15 protein-coding genes are annotated in these 12,839 nt (G+C 48.1%); 13 read left to right on the plus strand and 2 right to left on the minus strand.

The window, feature by feature from the left end:
* Window positions 1–2 precede the first annotated feature (2 nt).
* The 7 genes from yhbY to ESP131_RS06500 all read left to right on the plus strand — a co-directional run bounded on the left by yhbY (window position 3) and on the right by ESP131_RS06500 (window position 5,498).
* Entirely contained in the window at window positions 3–296 is a 294-nt protein-coding gene (yhbY, locus tag ESP131_RS06470; RefSeq protein WP_023467424.1) for a ribosome assembly RNA-binding protein YhbY, read from the plus strand.
* Window positions 293–862, plus strand: a complete 570-nt coding sequence (gene nadD, locus ESP131_RS06475) for a nicotinate-nucleotide adenylyltransferase (protein WP_069940362.1) — start codon at window positions 293–295, stop codon at window positions 860–862. The genes yhbY and nadD overlap by 4 nt, the downstream gene beginning before the upstream one ends.
* Complete coding sequence (yqeK, locus tag ESP131_RS06480; RefSeq protein ID WP_029340990.1) at window positions 852–1,427, plus strand: bis(5'-nucleosyl)-tetraphosphatase (symmetrical) YqeK; 576 nt, start codon at window positions 852–854, stop codon at window positions 1,425–1,427. Before nadD ends, yqeK begins: the two co-directional genes overlap by 11 nt.
* Window positions 1,424–1,771, plus strand: coding sequence for a ribosome silencing factor (rsfS, locus tag ESP131_RS06485; RefSeq protein WP_029340991.1), 348 nt, complete (start codon window positions 1,424–1,426; stop codon window positions 1,769–1,771). Before yqeK ends, rsfS begins: the two co-directional genes overlap by 4 nt.
* Window positions 1,771–2,499, plus strand: a complete 729-nt coding sequence (locus ESP131_RS06490) for a class I SAM-dependent DNA methyltransferase (protein WP_047396323.1) — start codon at window positions 1,771–1,773, stop codon at window positions 2,497–2,499. The genes rsfS and ESP131_RS06490 overlap by 1 nt, the downstream gene beginning before the upstream one ends.
* A 228-nt stretch (window positions 2,500–2,727) precedes the next feature.
* Window positions 2,728–3,336 (plus strand): helix-hairpin-helix domain-containing protein, encoded by a 609-nt coding sequence (locus tag ESP131_RS06495; protein WP_029340993.1) that lies wholly within the window; start codon window positions 2,728–2,730, stop codon window positions 3,334–3,336.
* The gene (locus ESP131_RS06500) at window positions 3,336–5,498 is read left to right on the plus strand and encodes a DNA internalization-related competence protein ComEC/Rec2 (protein ID WP_047396327.1); all 2,163 of its coding nucleotides are present in this window, start codon (window positions 3,336–3,338) and stop codon (window positions 5,496–5,498) included. Before ESP131_RS06495 ends, ESP131_RS06500 begins: the two co-directional genes overlap by 1 nt.
* A 36-nt stretch (window positions 5,499–5,534) precedes the next feature.
* Here the strand turns inward: ESP131_RS06500 and ESP131_RS06505 are convergent, their stop codons facing one another.
* Window positions 5,535–5,696: a YqzM family protein gene (locus ESP131_RS06505; RefSeq protein WP_023467431.1), complete on the minus strand. Its 162-nt coding sequence runs from the start codon at window positions 5,694–5,696 to the stop codon at window positions 5,535–5,537.
* A gap of 97 nt (window positions 5,697–5,793) precedes the next feature.
* Here ESP131_RS06505 and holA point away from each other — a divergent pair, with 97 nt between their 5' ends.
* Both holA and ESP131_RS06515 read left to right on the plus strand, forming a co-directional pair.
* A complete protein-coding gene (gene holA, locus ESP131_RS06510) occupies window positions 5,794–6,798 on the plus strand; it encodes a DNA polymerase III subunit delta (protein ID WP_231681748.1) in 1,005 nt (334 codons plus the stop codon).
* 13 nt (window positions 6,799–6,811) lie between these two features.
* Window positions 6,812–7,255: a GNAT family N-acetyltransferase gene (locus ESP131_RS06515; protein ID WP_047396330.1), complete on the plus strand. Its 444-nt coding sequence runs from the start codon at window positions 6,812–6,814 to the stop codon at window positions 7,253–7,255.
* 126 nt (window positions 7,256–7,381) lie between these two features.
* Here ESP131_RS06515 and rpsT read toward each other — a convergent pair whose 3' ends face one another.
* On the minus strand, window positions 7,382–7,642 hold the full coding sequence (gene rpsT / locus ESP131_RS06520) for a 30S ribosomal protein S20 (protein ID WP_023467434.1): 261 nt from the start codon (window positions 7,640–7,642) through the stop codon (window positions 7,382–7,384).
* A 232-nt stretch (window positions 7,643–7,874) separates the two neighbouring features.
* Between rpsT and lepA the strand changes: the two genes are divergently transcribed.
* The 4 genes from lepA to grpE all read left to right on the plus strand — a co-directional run bounded on the left by lepA (window position 7,875) and on the right by grpE (window position 12,833).
* Window positions 7,875–9,698 (plus strand): translation elongation factor 4, encoded by a 1,824-nt coding sequence (gene lepA, locus ESP131_RS06525; RefSeq protein WP_029340997.1) that lies wholly within the window; start codon window positions 7,875–7,877, stop codon window positions 9,696–9,698.
* A 58-nt stretch (window positions 9,699–9,756) separates the two neighbouring features.
* Window positions 9,757–10,902 carry a radical SAM family heme chaperone HemW gene (gene hemW, locus ESP131_RS06530; RefSeq protein ID WP_083254772.1) on the plus strand — a complete coding sequence of 382 codons (1,146 nt, stop codon included), beginning with the start codon at window positions 9,757–9,759 and terminating at the stop codon, window positions 10,900–10,902.
* 314 nt (window positions 10,903–11,216) lie between these two features.
* Window positions 11,217–12,251, plus strand: coding sequence for a heat-inducible transcriptional repressor HrcA (gene hrcA, locus ESP131_RS06535; RefSeq protein ID WP_029340999.1), 1,035 nt, complete (start codon window positions 11,217–11,219; stop codon window positions 12,249–12,251).
* Between the two features lie 24 nt (window positions 12,252–12,275).
* Window positions 12,276–12,833, plus strand: coding sequence for a nucleotide exchange factor GrpE (gene grpE, locus ESP131_RS06540; RefSeq protein ID WP_029341000.1), 558 nt, complete (start codon window positions 12,276–12,278; stop codon window positions 12,831–12,833).
* Window positions 12,834–12,839: the final 6 nt, after the last annotated feature.

Raw genomic sequence — 12,839 nt, forward strand, 5'->3', positions numbered from 1 at the left:
TCATGTTAACAGGTAAACAAAAACGTTTTTTACGCGCGACAGCTCACGATTTAAACCCGATTTTCCAAGTCGGTAAAAATGGAGTCGGCGAAGCGATGTGTGCTGATTTGATGGATGCGCTCGAAAAACGGGAACTCTTAAAAGTACAAGTATTACAAAACTGTGCGGACGCACCGAAGGATGTTGCACAAGAACTCGTCGCAGGAACGAATGCTGAACTCGTTCAAGTCATCGGAAAAGTCATCGTTCTTTATAAAGAATCAAAAGAGAACAAGACGCTCGAATTACCACGATGAAAATCGGACTGATGGGCGGAACGTTCGATCCTCCGCATATCGGTCATCTCCTGATTGCCGAACAAGCGCAGGAACAACTCGAACTCGATGCGGTCTGGTTTTTACCGGCGAATGTGCCACCGCATAAACAACGTACTGTCACAGACGCAACCAAACGTCTACGTCTTGTTGAAGAAGCGATTGCATTGAATCCTTCCTTCTCCGTCTCAGCGATCGAGTTTGAGCGCGAAGAACCTTCCTATACGTATGATACGATTCGTACACTCAAGCACCGGTACCCAGAGCATGAGTTTCTGTTTCTCATTGGAGCGGATTCACTCGTTAGTCTCGATACGTGGTATCAAGCCGAACAGTTATACGAGGAAGTCGTCTTTGGTGCCGTCGCTCGACCGGGCAGTCGGTATCTGATTCCGCGTGGCGCCCGTGTGAAAGCAGTCGATATGCCATTGCTAGAAATTTCTTCGACGGATATCCGGCAACGGGTCGCGCGCGGACAGAGCATTCGCTACCTTGTACCGGAAGCCGTTCGACAACGGATTGAGGAGTGGGATCTATATGCGCCTTGAAGAAGCACGTCAAATCATTGAGAACACGTTGCCTGAACGACGCTATGTGCATACATTAGGTGTCGTCGAGACAGCGCGACACTTGGCTCTCAAGTATGGAGTCAACGAAGAAGAGGCAGCGCTCGCTGCCATGCTCCATGATTATGCGAAATACCGCGATACGAATGAGATGCGTTCGATTGCCGTTGAGTTGAATCAACGTGTTTTACTCGATTATGATGACGAACTGCTTCATGCGCCAGTGGGTGCGGAGCTTGTCCGTCGAGAACTTGGTCTTGATTCAGACGTGATTTATCAGGCCATCGCAAATCACACGACGGGGGCACCCGGTATGCCGTTGCTTGATCAAATCATCTTCGTCGCGGATGCGATTGAACCGAATCGCAGTTATCCAGGTGTCGAAGCGCTTCGTGAAGTAGCGGAGCAGGATTTGACGGACGCCGTCATCGCAACACTCAGTCAAACGATTCATTTTTTATGTAAGAAACAAGCCATCATCTTTCCGCGAACGATTGAGACTTATAATGCCTTCGTCGCGGCCAAACGAAAGGGGACCGTCCTATGACAGTCGAACAAGAATTACAATTAATCGTAAATGCCATCGACGATAAACGCGCTGAAGATATCGTCGTCCTGAATATGTCTAGCATCTCACCAGTTGCCGATTATTTCGTCATCTGTGAAGGGAATTCAGAAAAACAAGTACAGGCGATTGCACGTGAACTCAAAGAAATCGCGCACGAACATAACCTGCCGATCAAACGTCTCGAAGGATTCGATGCGGCACGTTGGGTGTTAGCGGATCTTGAAAATGTCGTCGTTCATGTCTTCCACCGTGACGATCGTGATTACTATAACCTCGAAAAACTCTGGGCAGATGCTCCAAAGGTTGAAGTCGAGGTCAACTAATGGCATACGAACAGTTCGCCTACATCTATGATGAATTGATGCAAGACGTCCCGTACGATCAATGGGTCGACTGGGTCAAAGCATATGTTCCGACTGGAAGTACGATTGCTGATATCGGATGTGGAACGGGTACGGCGACGCTTGCATTAGCGGCACACTATGAAATGCTCGGGATCGATTTATCGGAAGAGATGCTAGAAGTCGCGCAAGAGAAGGCGATGGAAGAGGGATTACGCATTCAATTCTGGGCGCAAGACATGCGCGAAATCGAATTGCCGACACCTGTCGATGCTGTGACAATACTATGCGACTCCTTGAACTATCTCCGGACGGAAGAGGATGTCAAACAGACGTTTACACATGTAGCAGCAATCCTCAAAGAGGGTGGACGTCTCTTATTCGATACACATTCTCCTTACAAGATGGAAACGTTGTTCAATGGAAAGACATACGCGACACATGCCGAGCAAAGTTCGTATATCTGGTTCGCGGATCCTGGTGAAGCACCGCTTTCTGTCGTCCATGAACTGACTTTCTTCATCGAGGAAGAGGACGGTCGCTATGAGCGTGTCGATGAAACGCATCACCAACGGACATATCCTCCGGCACAATACGTGACGTGGTTACGCGAAGCAGGATTCCGTGTCCTTGCCGTCACAGGCGATTTTGGACCGGAAGCTCCTTCCGAGACAGCTGAGCGGATTTTCTTCGTTGCTGAAAAAATGTAAAAGTGATCCCATCCGTCTTCTTTAAGCGATACACGTTCGTGTTGCTTGAAGGAGACGGATTTTTTGTTCGTCAAACAGATGCTAATTCAAAGTAACGGTATGGATGTTATGACATTCATCCGACATAACACATAGTATCGTGTTGTAAAAGAGTGGTTAGTGCGTATTCCTTCGTTTCCTGAAGTCCGTAGCGACCTGTTAGAGTCGTGGGAAAAGGAGGGATTCGTCTTGACCGTTCCACGTTTGCAACAGATCGCAGGTCTCGTCGTCGTCCTGCTACTCATCGTTTTATTGTTCGTACCATTACCCTCTTGTTCGAATGAAGCGATGGTCGATCAACCGTCCTTAACGGATAAACAACAAGAGGCAAAAGCAGAGCCAGCAGAAAAGGAGCCCTCGATTCGTGACAAACTCATCATGGTCGATGTGAAAGGGGCGGTAGAAGCACCTGGACCCTATCAATTCCACCTCGGTGATCGAGTGAAGGATGCAATCGAAAAAGCAAAGACGACTGCGAAAGCGGACATTCGACAAATGAATCTTGCGGCACGTCTCATTGATGGACAGGAAGTCATCGTGCCGGTAAAAAAGACGAAAGATCAGCCGAAATCAACGAAACGCTCAAAAGCAGAGATACCAAAAGGATTGATTGATCTCAATGCGGCAACAGCGGAACAGTTGATGGAGGTTCCGGGAATCGGTCCTGCCAAAGCAGAAGCGATCTTGACCTATCGGGAGGAGAAGGGAGGATTTGCGACGTATGAATCACTCGGAGATGTGAAGGGTTTTGGGGAAAAGACGTTAGAGTCGCTTAAATCCTACCTGATCGTCTACTGATGCCGCTATATGCCCTGTTTGTGCTCTTACTCGTTGTTGCCATTAAAGAATCAATCTGGTGGTTAGTAACGTTGATGTTGTTTGCTGTCATGAAATCATGGTCTTTTTCAATCGGTCGTCTCTTCTGTTTGCTCATTCTGAGTTGCCTTTTCATCGGAATGGGTCATCTGTCACCTGAACCGCATGACGTCTCGTCTGTTGACATTTTATCAGGTAAGCGTAATGGGGATCGAATTCGCTATGAGGCAGAGAGCAACGATCAATCGGTTCTGTTGACGGCGACGATTGCAGAAGAAGAGACAGGATACGAACGAATCGGGTACTCCTGTCGTGTCAATACGGAGCCGCTCGACGTCCGGCAACAATCGAATGCGGGAGGTTTTGACGAACAGCAATTCATGCATACACATCGTTACGCTGGAAAGTGGGAAGTCCGTTCATTTGATTCCTGTCATCCGACACCTGGGTATGCGGCAGAAGGAAGACGGGTACGTGAAGCATGGTTGAAACGGATTGAAGAATTGCTACCAGAAAAGCAAGCCTTCTACGTCGAAGCGCTCGTGTTTGGTGAGGATCGACTAATGGATCAAGTGACGCTCGAACGGTTTAAGAAATTCGGCTTATTACATGCAATCGTCATCTCAGGATCACATATCGCTTTTTTAGTATTTAGTCTGCTGTATGTCTTACGAAAAATCAGAATGACCAAAGAAAAACGACTTGATATCGTTCTTATCTTACTGCCGATTTACGGATGGTTGACGGAGTGGAGTCCACCAGTCACACGAGCTGTTCTTGTCGCGATCATTCTGTTGCTCGGTCGTCGTTTCCATAAACCGTTAGATCCGGTGGAGGTCATTGCGGGGGTCGCAGCTTTTCAATTGGCGATTCAACCAACTGTCATTTACGATATCGGATTCCAATTGACGGTCGGACTGACGCTGTTTCTTGTGCTGTCGAGACGACTCATGGGTTCGGTTCGTCGTCCTTGGAACTGGCTGCTCATCAGTGCTTGGGCACAGTTTGGAACACTCCTCTTTTTGCAAGGTATTGAACAGACGACTGTTTCAATTTGGTCGCCGTTATTGAACCTATTGATTGGTAGCTGGATTGAATGGGTGATTCTTCCGGGATCGTTCATTCTTGCGACACTTCCGTTCTTACCGATTCGTTCAACGTTTCAGATCGCGCATCAGTACGCGATTCAATGGATGGATCAAGCGTTACGACTGGCGGAGGATCTACCATTGGCGATGGTTGCCGTTCCAGCATTTTCTCCTATCGTCTTGACGATCGTCATTGTCGGAACGGGGATCGCTTGGTTCATTGCTGAGCGGAGATGGTGGGGGCATGCTCTCCCGTTGATCCTTTTACTTGCGGCATGGGGCTACACGGAGTGGCGCGCACCCGAACAAATCACTTTTTTAGATGTCGGGCAAGGCGATAGTATCGTGCTTGAGAAAGCAGGAGAGACATTCGTCGTGGATACGGGTGGCGTTTATCAACAAACGACGCATCCACTGCTTCGTCCGTTTGATCCAGGTAGTCATATCGTCGCGCCCTTTTTATTCACACGAGGAGAAGCAGAAATCGACGGTCTCATCGTGACACATGCTGATCACGATCACGTCGGTGGACTTCTAGGTGTACTGCGTCAAGTTCGCGTGAAAACCATTTATTTAGGTGCGTATGACAACACGGATGAGAAACGAAACGATTTGATTCGTTCCATCGAAGCAACTGGGACGCGTGTTGAGTTCGTTCAAAAGGGACAAACGATTCGTCCTTGGTTGCAGGTCCTTGCACCGACTGGACGAGAGGAAGAAGAGAACGATCGGTCTATCATATTACTTGCACAGATCGCCAAGCAACGTGTTTTGTTGACGGGCGACGCTGGTTTAGCAATCGAGGACGAGTTAACGATTGATCCGATCGATATTCTAAAAGCAGGTCATCATGGTTCGAATACGTCGACCGGTGAAGAACTCTTGCGGAAGACGAATCCGAAAATTGTCATCTTGTCAGTCGGACGGAAAAATCGATACGGGCATCCGCATCCGGACGTGCTTGAGCGAATCGGAACAGATCGAATCGTCTTTCGAACGGATGAGGACGGGAGTGTAACTTGTTCTTCAGCGGGCTGTGAACCTATGATAAAATAAAAAAACAGCAACCCCCCAAGGTTGCTGTTTTACTGATTATAGACTTAAGAACTTAATTGCGACACCGATGATGAACAAGACTGCGAAGAAGCCGAATGATGCACCAAAACCAACGGCAGAGTCGAGCGCATCGTTGCGTTTTGATTGAATATCGTTCTCGAACGCGTTTTCACTTGGTGGGCGTACTGAATGTGCCATGCTGCATTCCCCCTTAATAGATTCCGCTTCTAGTATAGCGGAATAAAAGAGGATTATCTATGATGAAGTTAAGAACAAACTGTGAAATGTGGTGGGAATGATGAAAACTCCTTGGCTCGTCAACGGAAAATTAGCGAATTTATACTTATTATATGGAACAGAACGACACCTGTTAGAAGAATGGGAACGGGAAATCGTAAAAGCGGCTCTTCCGGACGGAGAACGCTTTGATTATATGAAAATCGATTTGAACGACCAACCGCTTGATGCAGTACTCGATGAGGCGGAGACAGTACCCTTTTTAAGTGACTATCGCGTCGTCGTTGCAAAACCTGCAACGTTTCTGACAGGGGCAAAAGATAAAAAACAACATAACCTCGAACGGTTAGCAGATTATATCCTACAACCGGCGGACTACGCAGTCGTTGTCTTGATTGTCGAAGCAGAAAAGCTCGATGAACGAAAAACCGTCGTCAAACGATTGAAGGAGCGCGCGACGGTGTTAGAAGCGAAGAAACCGACGACTGAAGAGTTGTTCCGCTTCGTCCTGGATGCCGTCAATGATAAAGGCTACCGGATGGAACGCCCGGCAATCGAGCGGCTTATTTTCTTGACTGCTGAGATGTGGGGGACATTAGCGCACGAACTTGAGAAGTTGATGTTGTTTGCAGGAGATCGACCAACGATCGAAATCGAGGATGTCGATTTGCTTGTTCCGCGGACATTAGAGGACAACGTCTTTCAATTAACGGACTACTTGATGAAGCGTCAACTCGAACCAGCAATTCGCTTGATTCGCGACCTTGAAAAACAAGGACAAGAAGTGTTGGCCCTTCTTGGACTGATGGCACGCCAATACCGGATGATGCTGCTGTCGAAACGATTAGCAGAACAAGGATACGGAGAACGACAAATCGCATCAAAAGTCGGGGCTCATCCATATGCGATCAAATTGGCATTACAGTCTGCCAAACGGTTTACGTTTGCACAGCTCGAACAAGCACTCATCGCCATCACGACGACAGATGAAGGCATGAAGACGGGGCGCGGCGATAAGAAGATTCTATTCGATGCGTTGATCGTTCGCTTAGCGACGCTATAAGAGGAGGAAAATGATGATGGAAGTCCAAATCATTACAGCAGAAGAAGTCATCCCATTACGGCATGACGTATTGCGCCCGCATCAACCACGCGAAGCGTGTATCTACCCAGACGATGCCTTGCCATCGACGTTTCATCTCGGCGGGATAAAAGGACAACAAATCGTCGCAATCGGTAGCTTTTCGGAACAATCGCATGTACAAGCGCCAGGAGCGACATATCAGCTTCGCGGCATGGCATCGAGTGAAGATGTGCGTGGTGAAGGCTATGGTCGGGCGCTGATTGAAGAAGCCCGTCGTCTCTTGAAAGAACGACAAGTGACAGCTTGGTGGTGTAACGCCCGCGTCACGGCACTTCCTTTTTATGAGCGTCTCGGACTTGAACGTGTCGGAGAACCCTTCCTTATTGAAGGGATCGGTCTTCACTATGTCATGATCGACCGTCTAGACGACAAATGAAACAACAAATGGCGGACGAAGGAATCGTTTCACACGAGTCCTTCGTCCGCCATTTTAGATCATATAAAAAATCGCCACTGGAGATAACTCCTAGTGGCGACCCATCACCGTATTCTTCGGAAAGAATTAAAGTGCGTTTACGAGTTTAGCGAGACGTGATTTGTCACGACCAGCTTTGTTGCTGTGGATGAGACCTTTAGCAGCAGCTTTGTCGATTTTTTTAGAAGCTGTAGCGAAAGCAAGGACCGCTTGGTCTTTGTTACCTTCAGCTGCGAAAGTTTCGACTGCTTTAATCGCTGAACGCATTGCCGATTTACGTTGTACGTTAGCGACGCGGCGTTTTTCAGCTGTTTTAACGCGTTTGATTGCTGATTTAATGTTAGCCATGGATGATTCACCTCCAATAAAACTCATTCGAGATTTATATTCGCATATCTGCAGTTATCGTTCAACAGAACAAACACAATTGTAGCAAACGTTTTTCTTAAAAGCAATACGACGTCTAGGGAATCTTCACATTTTGTTTTTCGGGTAAAACAAAACGAGATAGTACAGTGAAGCGCTTTTTGGTATAATGAACCGTATGTACGTTTGAAAATAAGGTAAGGTGACTCTAAACATGACGAATGAAGACCGTTTAAAGCGGCAGAAGAGTATTCGTAACTTCTCGATCATTGCCCATATCGATCACGGGAAGTCGACACTCGCTGACCGGATTTTAGAAAAAACTGGCGCGCTGACATCGCGCGAAATGAAAGACCAGACACTTGATGCCATGGATCTCGAACGTGAGCGTGGAATCACGATTAAACTGAATGCTGTTCAATTGAAGTATACAGCAAAAGATGGGGAAGACTACATTCTTCATCTCATTGATACACCGGGACACGTCGACTTCACATATGAAGTCTCGCGTTCACTTGCAGCTTGTGAAGGAGCTGTCCTCGTCGTCGATGCGGCGCAAGGAATCGAAGCGCAGACGCTTGCGAACGTTTACTTAGCACTCGACAACGATCTCGAAATCCTTCCGATCATCAACAAAATCGATTTACCTTCTGCGGACGTCGAGCGCGTCCGTCAAGAAATCGAAGATGTCATCGGACTTGATGCGTCTGAAGCCGTTCCGACTTCTGCGAAGGCAGGGATCGGCATTGAAGAAATTCTCGAACAAATCGTCGAGAAAGTACCAGCGCCGACGGGTGATCCGTCTGCACCGCTTGAAGCATTGATTTTCGACTCGTACTATGATGCTTATCGTGGTGTCGTTGCATCAATCCGAGTCGTCAACGGAACAGTTAAGGTTGGCGATAAGATTCGGATGATGTCGACAGGTAAGGATTTTGAAGTTCTGGAACTTGCCGTCGCGACGCCAAAACCATTACGTCAGCAAGAATTGACGGTCGGTGATGTTGGGACGTTGTCTGCGTCGATCAAAACGGTCGGCGATGTACGTGTCGGGGATACGATCACGCTCGCAAAACAGCCGGCTGCTGAAGCACTACCAGGATACCGGAAGATGAATCCGATGGTGTACTGTGGACTCTATCCAATCGATGCTGCGAAATACAACGATTTACGAGAAGCGCTTGAAAAATTACAACTCAGTGACGCGGCGCTTGAGTTCGAACCAGAGACATCACAAGCACTCGGATTCGGATTCCGTTGTGGATTCCTCGGAATGCTCCACATGGAGATCATCCAGGAGCGGATCGAACGAGAGTTCAACATCGATATGATCACGACGGCACCGTCGGTTATCTACCACGTGACGACGACAGCGGGTGAAGTCTTGCACGTCGATAATCCATCGAAGATGCCGGATCAGCAAAAAGTCGAATTCATCGAAGAGCCGTTCGTTAAGGCTGCTGTCATGACACCGAATGATTACGTTGGTGCCATCATGGAGTTGTGCCAGAAGAAGCGCGGAACATTCGTCGATATGCAATACATCGATACGACACGTGTCAAAATCACGTATGAGTTGCCGTTATCTGAGATCGTCTACGACTTCTTCGATCAGTTGAAATCGAGTACGAAAGGGTATGCGTCACTTGATTATGAATTGATCGGCTACCAACAGTCGCGTCTCGTCAAGATGGACATCCTCCTCAATAACGAAAACGTCGATGCGCTCAGCTTCATCGTTCACCGTGACTTTGCATACGAACGCGGGAAAGTCATCGTTGATAAGTTGAAGGAATTGATTCCACGGATGCAGTTCGAAGTACCGATTCAGGCTGCTGTCGGAACGAAGATTGTCGCGCGTTCGACGATCAAGGCATTACGGAAGAACGTTCTTGCGAAATGTTACGGGGGAGATATCTCTCGGAAACGTAAGTTGCTCGAGAAGCAAAAAGAAGGTAAGAAACGCATGAAGATGGTAGGCTCAGTAGAGGTACCGCAAGAAGCCTTCATGTCCGTTCTATCCATGGACGAAGATTAAACAGGTGGGGGGCGCTTGCGTCCCCTTTTTGGTTTTTATAGAGAAAGGATGAGGCGAAATGGGAATACGCGCCGCATATGTCCACATCCCTTTTTGTGAACATATTTGTTATTACTGTGATTTCAATAAAGTCTTTTTAAAGAATCAGCCCGTCGATGAATACCTCGATGCACTCGAACGAGAAATCGAACTGACGCTGAAACAATATCCGACGGATCATCTCGAGACGATCTTCATCGGGGGCGGCACACCGACCGCTTTGAATGAACCACAGATGCAACGGCTGATGGAAATCGTCCAGAAGCACTTGTTGCCACTGACAGGTGATGATTTAGAGTATACGGTCGAGTCGAACCCGGACGGTGTATCGGAAGAGAAGCTCGATATCATGAAGGCGGGTGGTGTCAATCGCGTCAGTTTCGGTGTCCAGTCGTTTGACGACGGGTTGCTCGAACGCATCGGTCGGACGCACCGCGAAGCGAAAGTCGCGCAGACGCTCGATGCCGCAGCGAAACGGTTTGACAATATCTCGGTCGACTTGATGTTCGGATTACCGAACCAAACGCTCGATCAGGTCCGCTACGACGTCACGCGGGCACTTCAATTGCCGATCACGCATATCTCATCCTATTCATTGATTTTGGAACCGCACACGGTCTTTGCGATTCAGGAGCGAAAAGGAAAATTACCACTTCCGACGCAAGATCTCGAGGCGGAGATGTATCAAGTGATGATCGACACGATTGAAGCAGACGGATATGCGCAGTATGAGATCTCGAACTTCGCGGAAGCTGGAAAAGAGAGCCGGCATAATCGTGTCTATTGGGAAAACGATGAGTACTACGGATTCGGTGCAGGCTCACACAGCTACATCAATCAGACACGTCGTGCGAATATCGCACCGATTCCGCACTATATCAAGGCGGAAGGGTTACCGGTTCGCAAAGAGACACCACTGACGAACGTCGAGCGGATGGAAGAAGAGATGTTCCTTGGACTTCGAATGAAGGATGGCGTATCACTCGAACGATTCCGGACGAAATATGGAGTAGCGTTTGAAGATGTGTTTGGTGACGTCATGAAACGGTTGTTACCAAACGGTCTCGTCGAACAAACGGAGACACATATCCGTTTGACGCCAGCCGGGGTTCCGCTAGCGAACGAAGTCTTCGCAGAGTTCATCGGTGAAGCGCAGGTTCAATGAGTTTTAAATAAATGAAAAGAAGCGGTGTTTCCTTAAAAGAGGAATACCGCTTCTTTTCATTTTTTTGATTTCCTTAAAAAATAGGCAGTCGTTCCGATGACCGCGATGAACAGCCAGACAAAGACTCCTGCCATTGCCAATAATTCAATCATCCGATTCATCCTTTCCGTTCTTTGTTTCACTGTATCGCAGAATGGGAAACTGTTCAAAGGGTCACGCAATTCGGTTGACATCGGACGGACAATTCCTTATAGTAAAAGATGTAATTAGCACTCGTTAAAAGTGAGTGCTAACAAAATAAGGTGGTGAAGAAGGTGCTGACGGATCGTCAATTGTTGATTTTACGTGCAATCGTCGATGATTACATCAAGACTGCTCAACCCGTCGGCTCACGGACGCTCTCCAAGCGAGACGACGTGACGTTCAGTTCCGCGACCATTCGTAACGAGATGGCGGACCTCGAAGAGATGGGTCTGATTGAAAAGCCACACACTTCCGCAGGACGGATTCCTTCCGAACTCGGATATCGTTTTTATGTCGACCATCTGATTCGTCCGGAAAGCATCACACCAAAAGAAGCACAGGCATTGAAATCACTCTTTGCCCATTCCGTGAATGAGAATGATCGGTTGATTCGGCACACAGCAGACCTGTTGAGCGATTTAACCCATTACACGACGCTTGTACTTGGACCAAAAGAAGACGGACAACGCCTGCATCATTTAGAATTGATTCCACTTGCCGAGGGTCGTGTCGTCATCGTTCTCGTCACGGAGACGGGGCATGTCGAACACAAGACATTGCAATTGAATCAAGCGTTGTCCCAAGAAGCAGCGAGCCGCCTGATGGAACGTCTGAATCAGACGTTACGCGGTACGCCGCTCTCAGCCTTACGCAGTCGCCTGCTTGAGGAAATCCGTCGCTTCCGTTCAGAGCATTCTGAACAGACGGTATTGCTCTCGAAGGCACTTGATCTCGTCTTGACGGATCAAGAGGAGCGCCCGTTCATCTATCTGGGCGGGAAAGCCAACATGTTCGATCAGCCCGAATTTCAGGACGTTGCCAAACTACGACCTGTTCTCGAGTTGATCGAACAGCAAGAAGCCGTTCTCGATTTCCTCCGACCGAATCTCGATAATCAAATCTTGATCACGATCGGGAGTGAGAACAATGTGGATGCATTAAAAGATTGTAGCGTCATCCGGGCCCATTATTCGGTCGACGGTGTCTCGATCGGGACACTCGCCTTGATCGGACCGAAACGGATGGATTACAACCGGGGAATCAACTCGATCATCCATCTACTTCAAGCATTCCAAACCGAATTGCATAAGAACAATTTGGATTGAATATAGAAAGGGGCTCGATTCAGAGTGGAAGAAAAAGAACAGAATCAAAACCTCCAACAAGAAGAAAACGTGACAGAGCCGACTGAAACCGTCGAAGTCACAGAAGAAGAAGTCATCCAAGCGGATCTCGTCGAAGACGAGAAACCAGACTTCGAAGCACAACTCGCAGAAGCAAAAGCTTCAGAGTTACGCCTCCGTGCGGACTTTGAGAACTTCAAACGTCGCAACCGTGTCGAAGCGGAGAACCGCGCGAAGTATTCTTCACAAGCGATCGTCGAAAAGCTATTGCCGCTCGTCGATAACTTGGACCGTGCGCTCCAAATCGAGACAGAAAACGATGAGACGAAATCCGTCTTGACGGGTGTCGAGATGGTAAAACGTCAACTCGTTGAAACGCTTCAAAATGAAGGCGTCGTCGAGATTCCAGCTGTCGGTGAAGCGTTCGATCCGAACTTACACCAAGCAGTCGTTCAAGAAGCGAGCGAAGAACACGAATCAGGTATCGTCATCGCTGAATTCCAAAAAGGGTACAAATTGCACGATCGTGTGATTCGTCCGAGTATGGTCAAAGTAGCTGAGTAATCAGCT

This window comes from Exiguobacterium sp. U13-1, from assembly GCF_001750115.1.
GTDB classification, from domain to species: domain Bacteria; phylum Bacillota; class Bacilli; order Exiguobacteriales; family Exiguobacteriaceae; genus Exiguobacterium_A; species Exiguobacterium_A acetylicum.

Bases quoted from the DNA above. Each gene is read 5' to 3' on its own strand.
- yhbY (WP_023467424.1), top strand. From the start codon at position 3: ATGTTAACAGGTAAACAAAAACGTTTTTTACGCGCGACAGCTCACGAT.
- nadD (WP_069940362.1), top strand. From the start codon at position 293: ATGAAAATCGGACTGATGGGCGGAACGTTCGATCCTCCGCATATCGGT.
- yqeK (WP_029340990.1), top strand. From the start codon at position 852: ATGCGCCTTGAAGAAGCACGTCAAATCATTGAGAACACGTTGCCTGAA.
- rsfS (WP_029340991.1), top strand. From the start codon at position 1,424: ATGACAGTCGAACAAGAATTACAATTAATCGTAAATGCCATCGACGAT.
- ESP131_RS06490 (WP_047396323.1), top strand. From the start codon at position 1,771: ATGGCATACGAACAGTTCGCCTACATCTATGATGAATTGATGCAAGAC.
- ESP131_RS06500 (WP_047396327.1), top strand. From the start codon at position 3,336: ATGCCGCTATATGCCCTGTTTGTGCTCTTACTCGTTGTTGCCATTAAA.
- ESP131_RS06505 (WP_023467431.1), bottom strand. From the start codon at position 5,696: ATGGCACATTCAGTACGCCCACCAAGTGAAAACGCGTTCGAGAACGAT.
- holA (WP_231681748.1), top strand. From the start codon at position 5,794: ATGATGAAAACTCCTTGGCTCGTCAACGGAAAATTAGCGAATTTATAC.
- ESP131_RS06515 (WP_047396330.1), top strand. From the start codon at position 6,812: ATGATGGAAGTCCAAATCATTACAGCAGAAGAAGTCATCCCATTACGG.
- rpsT (WP_023467434.1), bottom strand. From the start codon at position 7,642: ATGGCTAACATTAAATCAGCAATCAAACGCGTTAAAACAGCTGAAAAA.
- lepA (WP_029340997.1), top strand. From the start codon at position 7,875: ATGACGAATGAAGACCGTTTAAAGCGGCAGAAGAGTATTCGTAACTTC.
- hemW (WP_083254772.1), top strand. From the start codon at position 9,757: ATGGGAATACGCGCCGCATATGTCCACATCCCTTTTTGTGAACATATT.